Genomic DNA, 18,090 nt, shown 5'->3' with positions numbered 1-18,090 from the left:
CAATCAATCCCTCACAAAAAGAAGCTGTTACAAACGTAACAGCTTCTTTTAATTTCTCTTCTTTAATTTTAGTAGACGTTTTAATTAATAATGAAAGTCTCTACACTTGCATCTAGCGTTTCAATACTAGTCATAAGTTCACTTGCTAAATGTGCAAGCTGCTGCATAACAGCTTTTTGTTCTTCACTTAATGCATTAACTTCTTCTACCGCTGCTGCATTTTCTTCGGTAACGGTAGTAATACTTTCAATTCTGATACCCATCTCATCTTTATACATAGTCATTTCGCTAACGCGATTATTAACATTTTCAAGTTCTTCGCCCATTTCATGTAGGCCACTAATCATTTGCTTCAAGGAGTCATTTGTTTTGCTAACAGCTACTTCCTGTTTACTAAATACTTCATTAGATTTAGATACTAAATTCGCTGTATGTAGAACCTTCTTCTCTATATCTCTTAAATTTTCTTTAACATGACTAGAGGATTCTTTTGATTGGGTTGCTAAATTTCTTACTTCATTTGCAACTACTGCAAAACCTTTTCCTATGTCTCCAGCCCTAGCCGCTTCAATACTAGCATTAAGCGCTAATAAATTGGTTTGTTCGCTAATACCATCTAGTAAACTCATTACCTCACCAATAGCCTTTGTTAATGCACTAAGTTCCTTAATACTCATACTGATCTCATTAGAAATAGTATGAGTAGATGCCATAGTTCCATCTAAAAGTTGCATATTTTTGTTAGCTTCTTCGATAATTTGTCTTGTTCCTTGATTATGTTTAAAGAGAGTAGATGTATCTTCAATAACCTGACCAATGCTTTCAGAGAGTTTCTCCATCACAATAGCACTATTTTGTGTATCCTCTGCTTGACTATTAGAACCTTCCGAGATATTTTCAATAGACAATGCCAATTGTGAAAAAGTCTCCGTCGAATTACTAGTGCTCTTCTTTAAAATATCGCCTGCTTCTAAAGTATGATTAATAGTATTTTTAGCTTCTTGTAGTAAAGCTTTAATATTCTCAATCATATGGTTAAAGCTATGACCTACTTCAGTAAATTCATTATTTCCTTTAATATTCGCTTCGACAGTTAAATCACCTGTTTCTGCTTTCTTCATTAAATCCTTAAGCTGTTTTAAAGAAGTAGTAATACCTCTAGAAATAAAAACGCCTGCAAAAACTGCTACTAAAGCTGCTATCGCAATAACTAGCCATACAACTCGAACCACCTGGCTAATACCTGTGGTTAGTGCGCTCTCTGGAATTTCAGCCACAATTTGCCAACCATTATTACTTTTCGCATAAGTCACTAAGCTATTACCAACTGTTATAGGCTTTTCAGATTCTTCAAAGTTAATATTACTTTTTACCGCATCACTCATAGGAATATCAGAATTAGAGCAGACGATTTCTCCATTCATATCTACAATACTCACCTTAGAATTATCAAAAAGCTTAATGCTATTTACCTTTTCTTGCAGTACTTCTAAATCAACTTTAGCTATTAAAATACCTGCTGCTTTACCTCGTCTTAAATTGGCAAGCTTCCTGATTGCATAGATTTCTTTACCTTCATCAGTATTTACAAGGCGCCAAAGTGTACCATTACCAACTTCTTCTTCTAAAAAGCTTACTAAATTAGTGGTTGTCTTCATACCTATAGTAGAGCTTATTTGATTTTCTTCATCTATCACAATAGCGTACCCTTCTATAGATTCATCTAAAGAAACACTATAATTAAGCAATTCTCTAATTTGCTTAGATATGTTAAACTTATTCAACTTTCCTATATCACTATCTTCATTCTTTATTGCAGTTATATATTCATTAATTAAATTAGTTGATGAAGCATTTAAATCATTAATAATAATTCTCGTCATGCTTGTTTCAACACCATCTGTATAATAACTTATATTGGCACTTGTCTGCTTAACCATCTCTAATGCTAACTGACTGCTGGTTTCTTTTACTGTTGACTTAGATTGACTAGAAGAAAACAAATTCACTAGTACCAAAGGAATAACTACACAAAGTACATAGGATAAAATGAGTTTATCCTTTATTGTTCCTGCTTTTTTAGGTTTAATTTTTATTTCTTTAGATTTATTTTTTATCTTCTTTACTTTAGGGCTAGTTTCCTTTTTATTTCTTACTTTCTTCTGTTTCTTTGTAACTTCCTTGCTTAGCTTTAGTTTTTTCATGTCCACTCCCCCATTTACCTTTTAGCTATTTTTTTTATTTTTTTAGCTTATTTTTAAAGTCATATATTACTATTATGACCTATTTTTTTAGTTAAGGGAATAGATTTTCTTATATTTTTCTTATTTTTTCTAATTATTTATACTTGACCTATCTTATCCACTAGAAAAATTTATACTTTAAAATGTTTAACGCTCTTATCTAAGCAATCCATCACTTTATTAAGCTCCAATGCCATTGCTGAAAGCTTCTTCATAACATTCTTTTGTTCTTCACTTAAGGCATTTACTTCTTCAGTAGCTGAGGCATTTTCTTCTGTTACCATGGTGATTCTTTCAATTTTATTACTCATATCATCTCTTAATTGTTGCATATCTATGGCTTGATGATTTACTAGTCCTAATTCTGTGTCAATATTTTTAAGTCTATCGATTATCTCATTAAAAGCATTATAGGCTTTTTGTACAGCATGTTCTTGCTCTTTAAAAATAGCATTGGACTTGGTTACCAGTTGAACTGCTTGAGTTGTCTGCTGCTGAATTGTATTTAATGTTACTCTTACATTCCCTGTAGATTGTTTAGATTGCTCTGCAAGATTTCTAACCTCATGCGCAACTACAGCAAATCCTTTACCTACTTCCCCTGCCCTTGCTGCTTCAATACTTGCATTAAGTGCCAATAAATTAGTTTGTTCACTAATACCATCCACTAAGCTCATAATTTGTTCTATACTCTTAGTTAACATACTTAATTCCAGAATACTTGCTTTAATCTCGTCTGACATACTAATAGAAGAAACCATAGTTTTATTAAGGAGTTCTATACTATCTGTAGCATCCTCAATCATACGTCTTGCACCCTTAGTATTTTCAAATACATTTTGTGTATTAGACCTTACCTGCTGAATGCTGCTTGATAGAGCCTCCATAACTACAGAGCTAGTAGCTGCATCCTCTGTTTGTCTCGTTGAACCTGCTGTTATATCCCCAATAGACGTTGCAAGCTGTTCAAAGGCCTCAACAGATTTTTCTGTATTGCTACTTAATACTTCTCCATTTTCCAAGGTTGTATGAATCACATCCTTAGTTTCTTCAATTAGCTTTTTAATATTAACAATCATATTATTAAAGCTTACACAAAGCATGTGCATCTCGTCCTGACCCTTTGCTTCTACTTGTACCGTTAAATCTCCACCTTCTGCCGCTTTCATCTTCTTCATTAATTCAATAATAGATGAAGTAAAGCCTTTAGAAACCAAATAACCTACTAGTACAGCTAATATAGCTATAATACTTACCAACCCCCATACTAATAGGTTAACACTCTTAACTGAACTAGTAAGTGCTGCTTCTGGTATTTCAGCAATGATTTTCCAACCATTATCAGAGGTTGCATATGCATATAAGGTTTTATTAACAATTTCACTCCTTACTTCTTCCTTAGTTGCTAGAAGTGTGTTTAATGCATCACTTAAAGTCTCTGGAGACTTGCCACATAAAATAGTATTTTTTTCATCTACTGCATATACATTCGCACCGTTGAACAACTCAATATTAACTAAATCATCTTCTAAACCTTCCATATTCACCCCAGCTACAAAATAACCATTATCTTGACCTGTAAGGCTATTTTTAATTGCTTGCAAATAATAGATATTATCTTTTCCATCTCTATACCATAGGCCATCTTTTGATACTTCAAGCGTTCCAAAGGCTTTCTTTTCTTCTTCACTTAAGGTCCCCACAGTTCCTAATACTGTTCCATCTTTTTGTACAATCATTGCACCGCTTATATTCTTCTCAATAGCAGTAATACCAGCTAGAAGCTTCCTAATATCATTTAACGCTGCCATTTTTTTATTACTATCTTCTGCTGATATGTATTTATTAAGTAAATTATTACTCGTATCATTTAAACTATTCAAGATAAATTTAGAGACATTTTTTTGAATATCATTTGTAAAATAATTAAGATTAGATCTTGCTTGCTTTACCATTTCTGTTGTAAGCTGCTTACTCGTATTTCTTAAGGTAGTTGTAAATCTTCCTGATGCCACCATATTTACAATGAGTAGTGGAATAGCTGCAAATAAAACGTAGGATATAATTAGCCTTGATTTAATAGATTTTTTACGTGTTTTACTTCCCTTCTCCATGATTTTAGTAGATGGTTTGCGCACTTTTAAACTTCCATTAATTCCTTCCTTCATGCTAAATCTCCCTTCGTTTTCTTTTATTACTACTGCACTTTAATATCTAAAAATAATTTTGCAATAATATCACTGGTATTAAGTAGCACCACTTCTGTGATTTTATTATTTTTATCTATTGTTATTTGTGTTTGATCACTCATGGCAATTTTTTCTACCTTTTCCCCCTCTTTTTCTACTGGAATAATTTGATAATTAACATCAAAGGTATAGGTTTTTAATTCATTACCTTGCTTCGTAACACTTTTGCATACAACACTTTTTATTTTTACCTGATCTGCATTTGTTTGATAATAGAGTTGTGGATACATATATCCTACTACATCATCCAAATACTTTTGGTAACTTTCTTCTGTGAAAAATTCCGAGAAACTTTTTTTTAAAATAGCTTCATCACCTTGAGCTTCTTTATAAGTTTCACATTGCACTTGTTTAATTATAAATTGCTGTAATACCTTGATGCTGGCATCTTGCTGACATCCTGATAAAATCAAACTTAAACTAACTATATAACTTAAGACAAAAATTATTTTTATCCTCTTCATTTTTCCTTCTTTCCTTTTCCATTCATAAGTTTATTACATTTGGTAAATATTAAACATAAATCATATTCTATTGGAGGTAATTATGAAAAAGAAATCCTTGCTTATTTTTATTTCTATTCTGCTCATATTTTGTTTAACAAGTTGTTCCAAACAAGAGACTGAGAATCCTGGAGAAACAGTTGTTAATTTTCTTAATGCACTTCAGCAGCAGAATTATGCTAGTGCTAAAGCCTACTATAGTGAGAATCTAGATAACTTACCTAACTTTAGAAATAAAATAGAAGCTATTTCTCCCGCAGTAGCAAATGAACTCTTCAATAAACTAGCTGACTTTAGTTACACCATTAAAAAAGTAGAAATTGATCCTAATGATAAAAATAAAGCTAGTGTAACTGTTAGTTTACAATGTTATGACTTAGGTAGTGCTTTTCAAAACATTATTTTAGACTATCTCAAAACGGATTTAGAAATGACTTTTGATGGTGCCAAAGATGAGGAAATTATACAAAAAGCTGAAGAGACAATCTTGGCTGACATTTCAAAGAGCGAAAAAAACTTTCGCCAAGCGATTATAATTGCTTTAACTAAAGAAGATGATGTTTGGAAGTTAGATAAGATTAGTGAAAATCGAGAATTGCTTAACGCTCTGTCCGGTAATATTATTAATACTATTGAAGAAATTAATAATGACATCAATACTATCAAATAAGCATATAAAACTCACTGGAAAATTTTCTAGTGAGTTTTATATCTTTTGTTTTATTGTATCATCATTTTTACAAATATTTAATAAATTATTTTACTGTTTAAGTTGATTTTCTTGTTGTTTTTATATAAAAGACTCATTATCAATTGCTATATTTTATACAAAGAATAGCATACATTAATTCCATATATTGTATAATAAGTTGATTTACTCAAATAATATAAACCTTATTTCTCACCTAATACACTTAATAGAACTCTCATTTCTTCATAGTAAGTATCAATGATAAAACGCCTTAAATGGTCTGTTGTTTTTCCTTGATCAATGAGATTCTTTCTTTCTAAAGCCTCATACCATACCTCTGGCTTTGTTATAAGTTTAACTTGTGATGCCGTTAGTAATCCCTGCCTATAATTTACAACCTTATAATTTTTTAATTCTAAATAGTCTCTTATTTTAGCATAAGTAGTTTCAAAAAGTCTTAAATAAAATTTTTCTAAGGCTTCTTGGTCCAATTCACCTAAAATATTTTTTTCTATCATGTTTCCTAACATTTGTGTTAATTCTGCATAGCTTAATGATTTACCTTCTCTACAAAATGTTGTTTCCATAGCCTGTCCCCCTGTTTCGACATTAATTTTATATCATTATAACATCATTGTTTTTAACTTTGTATATTTTTATATAAAATTTCTTATTTTATATACTTATTTACATTCATTTTATTGTATTTTTTAGTATAGACAAAAAAACAAGCTTAATGTTTAGTGCATATTTAACTAAACATTAAGCTCTGTTACTAAATTTGATAAATATCGCAAGCTTTCATCATTTCCATTTGATGACTGCAAAGACTTTCTATTGTTTTTTCACAACTTTCCGTTCTTAAGATAATAGAAGCATCACTTCCTATTGAGAAAGCATACATATATTCAATGCTAATATTATCTTCAGAAAGGTAAGCTAGCATTTTCTTTAATCCCCCTGGCTTATTAGGAACCTTACAACATATAACCGGTGTGATTTGTACAGAAAAAGCTTGCTCTTTTAATAAGATTAAAGCTCTGTGAGGATCACTTACAATGAGTCTTACAATGCCATAATCAGATGTATCTGCAATTGATAATGCTGACACATTAATACCGTTATCTCCTAGAATAGCCATAACCTCATAAAGTCTACCTGATTTGTTCTCGATAAATACAGATAATTGTTCAATAATCATACTTATTCCTCCTTTAATCCTATTTAGGACGCTTATCGATGATACGCTTTGCTTTTCCTTCGCTACGTTCAATCGTCTTAGGTTCCACTAATTTCACCTTAACTTGAAGTCCTAAAACACTTTTAATCTCTTCTGTAATTCTCCGTTCGATTTCCTTCATATAACGCATGCCATCAACGAATGTAACATCTTCCTTACCTTCAACCCATACTTCCAGGGTATCTAAGTTATTCGTACGATCTACAATAAGAAGATAGTGTGGTGCTGTCTGACCTAATTTAAGAAGAACACTTTCTATCTGTGATGGGAATACATTAACGCCTCTAATAATTAGCATATCGTCAGTACGTCCATCACACTTAGTCATACGCACGGTTGTCCTACCACAAGCACAAGGTTCAGTCACCAAACTAGAAATATCCTTGGTTCGATAGCGAAGAAGTGGAAGTGCTTCTTTAGTAATACAAGTAAATACTAATTCACCTTTTTTCCCTGGTTCAAGAGGCTCTAGTGTATTTCTGTCTACAATTTCAGGTACAAAGTGATCCTCATTAATATGTAAATGTTGTTGCATACCACACTCAAAAGCTACACCTGGCCCAATGACCTCACTTAAACCATAGCTATCATGTGCCTTCATTCCCCACTCAGCTTCAATTTGATTTCGCATTTCATAGCTCCAAGGCTCAGCTCCTAATGGTGCTGCTTTAATCCCCATTTCTCTTGGATCAAGTCCCATTCCCTTAATGGTTTCAGCTAGGTATAAGGCATAGGATGGTGTACAAATCAAAACGTTACTTTCAAATTCTTGCATGATTTGAATTTGCTTTTTAGAGTTACCTGTAGAGATGGGGACAATAGTTGCCCCTAGTTTTTCAGCACCATAGTGGAATCCTAGGCCACCAGTAAAGAAGCCATAACCTAAGGCATTTTGAATAATGTCTTCATCTGTTACCCCCATAGCTGTATAAAAACGTGCAATACAATTAGCCCATATGTCTAGGTCGTTCTTGGTATAGCCTACTACAGTGGGTCTACCTGTAGTTCCTGAAGAAGCATGAACTCTAACTACTCGTTTCATAGGAACTGCAAATAATCCATAAGGGTAATGATCCCTTAAATCTTGCTTAGTTGTAAAAGGTAATTTAGATAAATCTTCTATGCCTCTAATGTCTCCTACTTCTAGTCCCATGTCATCCATTTTCTTCTTATAAAAAGGCACATTCTCATAGACACGTTCAACTGTTGCAATTAATCTTTCACTTTGTAACTGGTTCATTTCGTCTCTAGATAAGCACTCCTCTTTCTGCCATATCACAACCATCACCCCTATTTTTTTCTTTTATCAATAATACGTTTGGCTTTTCCCTCACTACGTTCAATTGTTTTTGGTTCAACTAGCTTGACTTTTACATGAAGTCCTAATAAGCTAAATAATTCACTTGTGATATGCTTTTCTACTTTTTCTAGAGATTTAATGGCATCTGTAAATAACCCTTCCTTAGCTTCTACCCATACCTCTAAAGTATCCAGGTTATTAATACGTTCTACGATAAGAACATAATGAGGTGCTACCTCTGCTACTTTTAGAATAACACTTTCAATTTGAGAGGGGAATACATTAACGCCTCTAATAATTAGCATATCATCACTACGCCCTGTGATTCTGCCCATACGTACTAAAGTTCTACCACAGCTACAAGTACCACCTTGTAAACTTGTTAAATCTCTTGTTCTATAACGAAGAAGTGGTAATGCCTCTTTAGTCACACAAGTAAATACTAATTCTCCTTCTTTGCCATAAGGTTGTACTTCTAAAGTGTCTGGATGAATAATCTCTGGTACAAAATGATCTTCATTGACATGAAGGCCGTTCTTTTCCTCACAGTCAAAGGCTACACCAGGCCCCATGATTTCACTCAGTCCATAAATATTCATAGCTTGTATACCTAGTAAATCTTCAATTTCTGCTCGCATCTCTTCTGTCCAAGGCTCTGCCCCAAATATACCTACACGTAAATTGGTACTTCTAGGGTCAATCCCCATATTACGCATACTTTCTCCTATGTATAAAGCATAAGATGGTGTGCAAGCTAAAACAGTGCTTCCAAATTCCTCAATCAATTGAATTTGTTTTTTTGTATTACCACCTGAAATAGGAACAACTGTTGCGCCTAAATGCTCGCCACCATAATGAGCACCTAGACCACCTGTGAAGAGGCCATAGCCATAAGCCACTTGCACGATATCCTTTTTTGTTACACCATAAGCAGTAAAACATCTTGCTACCATATCTGCCCACATGTCTATATCATTTTTAGTATAACCTACTACTGTTGGTCTTCCTGTGGTACCTGATGAGGCATGAATACGAACAACTTCTTCCATGGGCACTGCAAATAAACCATAAGGATAATTATCCCTTAAATCTTGCTTGGTTGTAAAAGGAAGTTTGCTAAGATCATCTATACTTTTTATATCACCAGGCTCGATACCCATGTCTTGCATTTTTTTCTTATAAAAAGGTACGTTTTTATATACACTTTCTACAGTTTGAATAAGCCTTTCCCCTTGTAGTACCTTTTTTTCATCTAAACTCATTGTTTCTTCTTTCTGCCAATAACCCATTTGGTACCTCCTTATATCTCCTGTTTACTATGACATACACCTAAAAATTCTAACATTTTTTATTTTATGTATCAATAATATAATATTACATATTAAACATAATATTTAGTCTATTTTTCATAAAATCTTTGCATATTTAAAAGTATACTGTATTTTTATACTTAATATTTCTTCATATCAGTTATTCACCTCTTTTCTTACAAAAACTACATACGCTGTCACAAGAAAGTAATTAAGTAATCTCTTATGAAAAAACTCGCCAATAAAAATGTTTTTTACACTTTTATTGGCGAGTTTTCTAATTCCCGTAATAATACATTAACCTTGGCGTTTTATTCACTTCAATATACTTTTGTATCTCACTAAATTGGCTTAGTAAATCTTTACTTTCCGTCTTAGCACCTAAAAGCATATCTAATAACCCCACAGTAGGTGCATCTTCGCTATACCAACCACAATTTTCTAGCTGATTTTCACTCATCATGGCATGCATGGCATCTTCTACCGTACCTACTTCATCAATTAATCCTAAATCCTTTGCCTGTAATGCAGAATACACTCTACCATCAGCCAATTCTTTTACTTTCGCTTCGGTCAGACTTCTATTTTCTGCTACCACATCTACAAAAATATTATAACTTTCATCAATCATCGTTTGAAGAATTTGTCTTTGTTCATCTGTTAAAGGATTACCCATGGCTTTATTCTCACCTGAGACAATATTTTCAGTTTTAATGCCTAATAATTCTTGCAAGCCAGTGGTATCTGTCATTGACATAATAACACCTATAGATCCTGTCATTGTCATACGATTGGCATAAATTTTATCTGCCGCCATACAAACATATAAACCACCAGAAGCCGCTGTTTGTGCCATGTAAGCATAAACAGGTCTTTCGGTAACTTCCTTATATTCTTTAAGCTTTAAGTAAAGTTCATCCGATTCATAAATGCCACCACCTGGCGAATTAACATATAAGAAAATCCCTTTATTTTGTTTATCATACATTAGCTCATTAATACGATTAATCGTCCAAGCATGATTATAATTCATTTCACCCTCTGCAATCGTTCCTTGTACATAAATGGTATCAATGATATTACCTACTCTAGGCATTTTACTTTCTGTTCCTGTTAGACCACTAATAACTGCCCCCCAAATGTTAACAAATACAATAATACCAATGATAATGCTAATGCCCACTACTGGTCCACTTATTCTTTTTTTATATCTGTTTTTTTCCACCTTGGAACCTCCAACTTCTATTTACAGTACTTGGTCTTTCCTGTTTCATATAAATTATTTCCCTTACTATCAATGGTTACAATAACGGGTAAATGCTCTACTTCAAGCTTGTAAATAGCTTCTGCCCCTAAATCTTCATAGGCAATACAAGTCATTTGCTTCACACATTTTGAAATGAGTGCACCAGCACCACCTATAGCTGTTACATAAACAGCACCTTCTTTCTTCATTGCTTCAATAACAGCTTCATTTCTAAGGCCTTTACCAATCATCATGGTTTCTCCCCATGCCATAAAAGTAGGTGCATACGCATCCATACGCCCACTAGTTGTAGGACCACAGCTTCCTATTACTTGACCTGGTTTAGCAGGTGCTGGACCAGCATAATAAATGGCTACATCTTTCATATCCATTGGGAAAGGTTTACCTGTCTCATGTTCTTCAATTATACGTTTATGCGCCGCATCTCTAGCTGTATAAATAGTTCCGTTTAAAAGTAATTTTTCTCCTGCTACTAAACTTCTTGCTTCCTCTTTTGTAATAGGTACATTTACTATTTTACTCATTTCCCTTACTCCCCCTATAATCTCACATGTTTATGTCTATTGACATGACAGCCCATATTAATAGCTAATGGCATAGAGGCAATATGACAAGGATAATCTTCAATATGTACAGCTAAAGCTGTTACGACGCCACCTAATCCTTGTGGTCCAATACCTAGTTTGTTAATTTCTTCTAGTAATTCTGTTTCTAATGCTGCCATACGTGGGTCTTTATTATGACTGCCAATTTCTCTTGTAAGTGCTGTTTTTGCCAGTAAAGTACACTTTTCAAAGTTACCACCAATCCCAATCCCTACAACTACGGGCAAGCACGCATTGGGGCCTGCTAAAGTGACTGCCTCTAGGACAGCTTTTTTCACACCTGCTACTCCCTGTGATGGTGTTAACATATATACCTTACTCATATTCTCACTACCACCACCCTTTGGTGCTAGCATAATATCAATATTTTCTCCCTCTACTATTTCATAATGAATAATAGCTGGTGTGTTATCCTTTGTATTAACACGATAAAGTGGATTTTCCACAATTGACTTTCTAAGATAGCCTTCTGTATAGCCTTGTCTAACACCTTCGTTAATGGCTTCTGTTAATAAGCCCCCTTCAAGGTGTACTTCTTGCCCAATTTTAACAAAAACAACTGCAGTTCCAGTATCCTGACAAATAGGAATATCTTCTGCTTTAGCAATATCTGCATTAGTACAAATATCTGTTAAGATATCTTTTCCTACCGGACTTATTTCCTCTTCTTCACCTTTTTTAAGTGCTGCATAAATGTCATCTGGCAAATAATAATTAGCTTCTATACAAAGCTTTTTAACTGCTGCTGTTACTTCACTTACTAGAATGCTTCTCATGAACTTTTTCTCCCCTACTATCTGTTTTCGCTATGGGCTTAAATTTGGGTAAGGCCCCAACATTTTGCAGCATCTTTAAAATAACCGCTAATGCTGGCCCTATAATAAGCCCTATAAATCCCATGGTTCTATAGCCAATATAAACCGCCATAACGGTTACAAGTGCGTAAACACCTATTTGTGTAGATAAAATCTTTGGCTCAAAAATTTGTCTTGTTACAAAAATAATACCATAAATACAAAGTAATCCAATAGCTAAAGTGTATTGTCCGGTAACCAAATTATAAAGTGCCCACGGAATCAAAATAGTACCACTTCCAAACACTGGCAGCGCATCTACAATTGCAATAATGACGCTTAGTAAAAGTGCATAGCTCACTTGAAAAATGAACAAGCCTACCATACAAATACTAAAGGTAATACTCATCATAATCACCTGTGTTCTTACATAACCACCAATAGCACTAAGAACGCCTTTTTGCATAATGACAACCTTATCTACAATAGTATCAGAAAATTGTGCTTTAACAAAGTCTTTTATTTTATAATAATCCTTGGTCATAAAGAAGGTTGCCACTAACATAACTACCGTAAAAAGCACGATATCTGGTACCTTAGACACTGCATTATATGCCACAGGAATGACTGAACCTAAGTAACTACTTAATTTATCCATAATTTGTTCAATAAGTTGGTCTAAATTACTAATAGCACTAGGTGTCTTGCCTGTTCCAAAAAAAACTGAAAAACGTTCTTCTAATTGACCAACTTGCATAATCAGTTCTTCTGTTAAACTAGGCAAATTATATGCAATAGCTACCACTTGCTCCCATAGCTTCTTAATGAGAAATGTTAATAGCCCCAGAACGCCACTTAAAATGGTTAGCATACTTAAAATCGTTCCTAAAGCTCTAGGAAGTCCTGTCTTCTTATTAATCCAAGTTACAAAACCATTTAGCAAACTAGCAAATAGCCACGCTACAATAAAAGGTGCAAAAAGACCTAGTATATTAAGCTTTATAATGACAAAAGCAATAAGTAAAATAACTAAAATCATTACTACTTTTTTTCCTCTTTTTTCATACCACACCTCTAGTTTATCCTCTAGCATTCCTTTCTCACCACTTTCTTCTTTAACAAATGTATTTTTATTAATTCTTTCTTTAGTTTATTTTTATAATTACATCACACTTATGTATAAATATAGCCGAAAAAGGTTCATTAAAATCATCTCACAAATTAATTTTATTATAGTATAACTGGATAATATGTAAGAATCATAAATTATATTTTTTAATTTCTAGGGATACTCCGTTTTACCATAATCCAGATCTAAGCTAATTAGGATCCGTTCATACTATGACATTAGCTCAGGAGTCCCTCAAGATGAGTATGGTCAAGCATCACCTATATTTTCTAGAAGTCCTCTCCCCAAGGAATATTCGATGGGCTCTTCCAAGGTATATTGACCTAGATAATAGGTGCTACTGACTACTTGTCGGCTTTGGGACAACACAAAAGGAGGCTCATGCAAATAAGCCTCCTTTTGATGCGTTAAAACGCCTTTCCTTATAATTCTATTTCTACTTGTACACCATGATGATCCGATATCACAGCTTTATTACTGCCATTAAAAATAACTTTGGAACTTCTAACCTCTACTTTTTGATTTGTAAAGATATAATCTAAACGAAGGCCTCCGGCATTTTCTTCCCAGCCATGAATCTTACCTTGAACAGTAACCCCATTATCTTTATCCTTGGCAAGCATATACGTATCTTTCCAGCCTAATCCTAACATATAGTCATAGCCTTTATCTCTTACATTAGCATTATTATTAAAGTCACCTAACAAGAAAGCCCTGCGCTTAGGATGTAACTTTGCATTTAGTTTATTAAGCTGCAGTTTAGCTGGTTCTTCTTTATCTTCCCACCATCCTAGGTGACAGCTATAGCAATCTATTTCTTCTCCCTTATAATTAATAGTCGCTTTAACAATCCTTCTTGATTTCCAGTTTAAAGTATCCTTAGTCTGACTAACAAAGAAGCTTTCTTCTTCTATAATGGGATGTTTACTTAGAAGGCATAGGCCTTCTTCATAAACTTGAAATCCTATGTGTGCAAAATCCCAAACTACCTCATAATGATTTACTCCTAATTTCTGCAATGCTTCTTGTAGTATAACTACATAATTATCTGTTTTAAGTTGACCTTTAAACTGCTTGCCTAACATATGCTGGCTAACTTCTTGAAGTGCAATAACATCATAGTCGTTTTCTTTGATGGTTTTAGCCAAATAGTTAATCTTATCTAATTGGTGATCTTCCTGCCAAGAATGACAGTTTAAAGTTAATAATTTCATCTTTATACTCCTAATACGTCTTGAATATGAGACTTAAGCACATCTGCTTTAGGTCCGTAAATAGCTTGTACCCCTTTATCTTTCATAATAAGACCAAGAGCACCATTTTGTTTCCATTCTTCCTTACTTCCTACTTTGGCTGTCTCTTTAACCGTCACACGTAATCTTGTCATACAAGCATCTACATCAACGATATTTTCTCTTCCACCTAAAAGCTCGATAATAGCCATTACTTGCCCATCTGCTGACTCCTTTGCCTTACTTGTTTGCGTCGTAACTTTCGCTTCCTGAGCTACTACTGGTTCTTCCTCGTCAATGTAGTTGCCATTACGCCCTGGTGTTGCAATATTGAATTTCTTAATAAGAATATTAAATATACCAAAATTGATACCAAAGAATACAACACATGTGAGTAAAAAGTTAACAATATCAAGTCCAATACCTGCATTTACCATCATTGGTACTCTTGTTAAAAATTCAATGAAACCAAAGGCATGAATTCTTAGATTTAAAACATCCGCTAATGCAAAACCAATTCCTGTAATAATAGCATAAGCTACATATAAAATAGGTGAAACAAACATAAACATGAATTCAATAGGTTCAGAAACACCTGTTAAAAATACTGCTAATGCTGCTGATAGGAAAATCGTTTTGTATTTTGCTTTCTTCTCTTTATCTACATTACGGTACATAGCAAAAGCAATACCGATAAGAGAAGCTGATGAAAGAATCACTTGGCCTACTTTAAAACGAGCTGGTGTAATAGATGTTAAGAGTGTGTTATAAGCTGTCATATCACCAGCCGCTTTTAAGTTGTTAAGGTCTGTTACCCATGCAAGCCATAATGGGTCTTGTCCTGCTACAATTTGTCCTGCCGCAGAACCAGTAATCATTGTATAAACACCACCAAGTTCTGTATAGTTCATTGGCACAGTTAACATATGATGAAGTCCGAATGGTAATAAAAGTCTTTCTAAACAGCCATAAATAAATGGAGCGAGTACTGGTGCTGTATCTTGTGAACTTGCAATCCATGCACCAAAGCTATTTAAGCTTCCTTGAATAAATGGCCATACTATAGATAATATCACAGCTGTTGCTGTTGAACCAAGAATAACTACAAAAGGTACAAAACGTTTTCCATTAAAAAACGCCAATGCTGATGGTAATTTATCAAAATTATAGTATTTATTATATAAATTAGCACCTAAGAAACCTGAAATAATCCCTACAAATACACCCATGTTAAGCGCTGGTGAACCCAAAATAGAAGTAAAATAATCTCCTACTGCCATTGGCGCCCCAAGTAAACTATTAACAGTAGCTGTTCCTTCTGCCAACATAGCACTTGTCACACCAAAAATAGCACCTGTAATACGATTAATTAGTATAAAGGCTAGAAGTGCTGCAAATGCCCCTCCTGCACGTTCCTTTGCCCATGATCCCCCTATTGCTACTGCAAAGAGGATGTGTAAGTTCCCTATAATGGCCCAACCAATGTCCTCCATTACCCTTGCAATCACTTGAACAAAATTTACATCCACATACATACCTAAAAGCTTCGCGAGTGAGATCATAATACCTGCTGCTGGCATAACAGCAATAACTACTAAAAGGGCCTTACCAAACTTTTGCCAAAAGTCAAATGAAAATAGCTTTGTTTTTTTTACTGTTTGTTCCATTTTGTCTTCCTCTCTTATCTCTTTCTAGTCTATTCTTAGTATTTTTCTAGCTCTTTTGCTTCTCTACTGCTTGTACAACTCTTATTTTTATGTTCTTATTTCTTCCCTTATATTTTTACCTATTACTTTTTATTGCCTATTCTTATATTTCTGCTAGCTTAAACGATATAGTCTTGCTTCATAAGGCCTTATTACTTCCAGCTGATGCTCTTGCTGAATTTCATAATTGCTTAAAAGTAATTCTCTATCTTCTAAATCAAAGTCAGCCGTAAACTGAGCTTCTTCACCTGTTAGATTACAAATAATAAGGAACTTGCCATGATCATCTGTTCTTGTATAAGCATAAAGCTGAGTATCCTCTGGCATGACTAACTCATACTTTCCTTCTATAAAAGTAGAATTTGCTTTTCTAATACGAATCAAGTCTTTATAAAAGTTTAAAATAGATTGTGAGTCCTCTAATTGATTTGCTACATTAATAGCTTTTACATTAGGATTCATTGCAAGCCACGGTTCTCCTGTGGTAAACCCGCCTTTTTCACTACCATCCCACTGCATAGGTGTTCTAGCATTATCTCTTGAAGCTGCCCACTCATGCTTTAAAGCCACTTCTTTTAACATGCCTTCTTCTCTATTTTTAATATAACGATTATAGGTTGCAATATCGTTATAATAGAAGATTTCCGGATAATGAACATTTGTCATCCCAATTTCTTGTCCTTGATAAATAAAAGGTGTCCCTTGTTGCATAAAGTACATCATAGCTAAAGCTTTACTACTTTCTGCCCAATACCTCTCATCATCTCCCCATTTAGAAACAACCCTTACAATATCATGATTTTCTATAAAGAGAGCATTCCAGCCTTCTTTATAAAGAGAGTTTTGCCAACGACTAAGTACTTTCTTTAAAGCTAAAACATCTAGCTTCTGCTCCCCTTCAGTATCCCATAAATCAAGATGTTCAAATTGGAAAACCATATCAAACTTGCCATTCTTTTCTCCTACCCACAGCTTAGCTTCCTCGGCATTTACGCCATTAGCTTCTCCTACCGTCATAATGTCATATTTAGAAAAAGTTTCTTTATTTAACTCCTCTAAAAAATCATGAATTCCTTCTATATTCATATGCTTATCGAACGATGAAACATATTGAAGTCCTTCTGGATTGGGCATATCTAATAGACCTGGTTCTTTCTTAATATGGCTAATAGCATCTATTCTAAAGCCATCTATTCCTTTATCTAGCCACCAATTAACCATTGCATAAAGTGCATGTCTAACCTCCTTATTCTCCCAGTTTAAGTCTGGTTGTTTTCTACTAAATAAATGAAGGAAATACTCATCTGTCGCTTCATCATATTCCCAAGCTGAGCCATGGAAAATACTTTCCCAGTTGTTAGGCTCTTTGCCTTCTTTGCCTTCTCTCCAGATGTACCAATCTCTTTTATTACTTTCTTTAGACGCTCTTGATTCTAGGAACCAAGGATGTTCATCTGATGTATGATTAAGTACTAGATCAATAATAAGCTTCATACCTTTTTCATGAACCTTTCTTAAAAGTTCATCAAAATCAGCCATGGTTCCAAATTCTTTCATAATGCCTTGATAGTTACTAATATCATAACCATTATCGTCGTTAGGTGATTCATACATAGGACAAATCCAAATCACGTCAATCCCTAAGTCTTTTATATAATCTAATTTAGAAATGATGCCTTGTAAATCACCAATGCCATCACCATTTGAATCCATAAAACTTCTAGGATAAATTTGATAGCCTACGGCCTCTTTTCTCCAATTCATTTTTTCCTCCTGTGCAACCGGTTTCACAGTTGCTTAAAAAATATTTCTTTTATATTA

Annotated in this window: 15 protein-coding genes; 1 reads left to right on the top strand and 14 read right to left on the bottom strand. The window is 33.9% G+C overall.

What is annotated here, in order from left to right:
* Positions 1 to 80 precede the first annotated feature (80 nt).
* The 3 genes from EKH84_RS07050 to EKH84_RS07040 all read right to left on the bottom strand — a co-directional run bounded on the left by EKH84_RS07050 (position 81) and on the right by EKH84_RS07040 (position 4,956).
* The gene (locus EKH84_RS07050) at positions 81 to 2,204 is read right to left on the bottom strand and encodes a methyl-accepting chemotaxis protein (RefSeq protein WP_127065753.1); all 2,124 of its coding nucleotides are present in this window, start codon (positions 2,202 to 2,204) and stop codon (positions 81 to 83) included.
* Between the two features lie 170 nt (positions 2,205 to 2,374).
* Complete coding sequence (locus EKH84_RS07045; protein ID WP_127065752.1) at positions 2,375 to 4,411, bottom strand: methyl-accepting chemotaxis protein; 2,037 nt, start codon at positions 4,409 to 4,411, stop codon at positions 2,375 to 2,377.
* A 29-nt stretch (positions 4,412 to 4,440) separates the two neighbouring features.
* Positions 4,441 to 4,956, bottom strand: coding sequence for a hypothetical protein (locus EKH84_RS07040; protein WP_127065751.1), 516 nt, complete (start codon positions 4,954 to 4,956; stop codon positions 4,441 to 4,443).
* Positions 4,957 to 5,038: 82 nt separating this feature from the next.
* Between EKH84_RS07040 and EKH84_RS07035 the strand changes: the two genes are divergently transcribed.
* Entirely contained in the window at positions 5,039 to 5,665 is a 627-nt protein-coding gene (locus EKH84_RS07035; RefSeq protein WP_127065750.1) for a DUF4878 domain-containing protein, read from the top strand.
* A 224-nt stretch (positions 5,666 to 5,889) separates the two neighbouring features.
* Here the strand turns inward: EKH84_RS07035 and EKH84_RS07030 are convergent, their stop codons facing one another.
* The 11 genes from EKH84_RS07030 to EKH84_RS06980 all read right to left on the bottom strand — a co-directional run bounded on the left by EKH84_RS07030 (position 5,890) and on the right by EKH84_RS06980 (position 18,033).
* Positions 5,890 to 6,273, bottom strand: coding sequence for a nucleotidyltransferase substrate-binding family protein (locus tag EKH84_RS07030; RefSeq protein ID WP_013655808.1), 384 nt, complete (start codon positions 6,271 to 6,273; stop codon positions 5,890 to 5,892).
* A 188-nt stretch (positions 6,274 to 6,461) separates the two neighbouring features.
* Positions 6,462 to 6,887, bottom strand: a complete 426-nt coding sequence (locus tag EKH84_RS07025) for an acetolactate synthase (protein WP_127065749.1) — start codon at positions 6,885 to 6,887, stop codon at positions 6,462 to 6,464.
* A 19-nt stretch (positions 6,888 to 6,906) separates the two neighbouring features.
* Positions 6,907 to 8,205, bottom strand: coding sequence for a phenylacetate--CoA ligase family protein (locus tag EKH84_RS07020; protein WP_127065748.1), 1,299 nt, complete (start codon positions 8,203 to 8,205; stop codon positions 6,907 to 6,909).
* A gap of 11 nt (positions 8,206 to 8,216) precedes the next feature.
* Entirely contained in the window at positions 8,217 to 9,515 is a 1,299-nt protein-coding gene (locus EKH84_RS07015; protein WP_127065747.1) for a phenylacetate--CoA ligase family protein, read from the bottom strand.
* Between the two features lie 298 nt (positions 9,516 to 9,813).
* Positions 9,814 to 10,761, bottom strand: a complete 948-nt coding sequence (gene sppA, locus EKH84_RS07010) for a signal peptide peptidase SppA (RefSeq protein WP_243118650.1) — start codon at positions 10,759 to 10,761, stop codon at positions 9,814 to 9,816.
* 17 nt (positions 10,762 to 10,778) lie between these two features.
* Complete coding sequence (locus tag EKH84_RS07005) at positions 10,779 to 11,327, bottom strand: Fe-S-containing hydro-lyase (RefSeq protein WP_127065746.1); 549 nt, start codon at positions 11,325 to 11,327, stop codon at positions 10,779 to 10,781.
* 14 nt (positions 11,328 to 11,341) lie between these two features.
* Positions 11,342 to 12,184: a fumarate hydratase gene (locus EKH84_RS07000; RefSeq protein WP_127065745.1), complete on the bottom strand. Its 843-nt coding sequence runs from the start codon at positions 12,182 to 12,184 to the stop codon at positions 11,342 to 11,344.
* On the bottom strand, positions 12,162 to 13,295 hold the full coding sequence (gene ytvI, locus EKH84_RS06995) for a sporulation integral membrane protein YtvI (protein ID WP_127065744.1): 1,134 nt from the start codon (positions 13,293 to 13,295) through the stop codon (positions 12,162 to 12,164). The genes EKH84_RS07000 and ytvI overlap by 23 nt, the downstream gene beginning before the upstream one ends.
* Before the next feature lie 458 nt (positions 13,296 to 13,753).
* Positions 13,754 to 14,545, bottom strand: coding sequence for an endonuclease/exonuclease/phosphatase family protein (locus EKH84_RS06990; RefSeq protein WP_127065743.1), 792 nt, complete (start codon positions 14,543 to 14,545; stop codon positions 13,754 to 13,756).
* A gap of 2 nt (positions 14,546 to 14,547) precedes the next feature.
* Positions 14,548 to 16,230 (bottom strand): PTS transporter subunit IIBC, encoded by a 1,683-nt coding sequence (locus EKH84_RS06985; protein ID WP_127065742.1) that lies wholly within the window; start codon positions 16,228 to 16,230, stop codon positions 14,548 to 14,550.
* 153 nt (positions 16,231 to 16,383) lie between these two features.
* A complete protein-coding gene (locus EKH84_RS06980) occupies positions 16,384 to 18,033 on the bottom strand; it encodes a glycoside hydrolase family 13 protein (RefSeq protein WP_127065741.1) in 1,650 nt (549 codons plus the stop codon).
* Between the last annotated feature and the right edge of the window lie 57 nt (positions 18,034 to 18,090).

It is taken from the genome of Cellulosilyticum sp. WCF-2 (assembly GCF_003990395.1).
Taxonomy (GTDB): Bacteria; Bacillota; Clostridia; order Lachnospirales; family Cellulosilyticaceae; genus Cellulosilyticum; species Cellulosilyticum lentocellum.
This window is presented reverse-complemented; position numbering and strand designations above follow the sequence as displayed.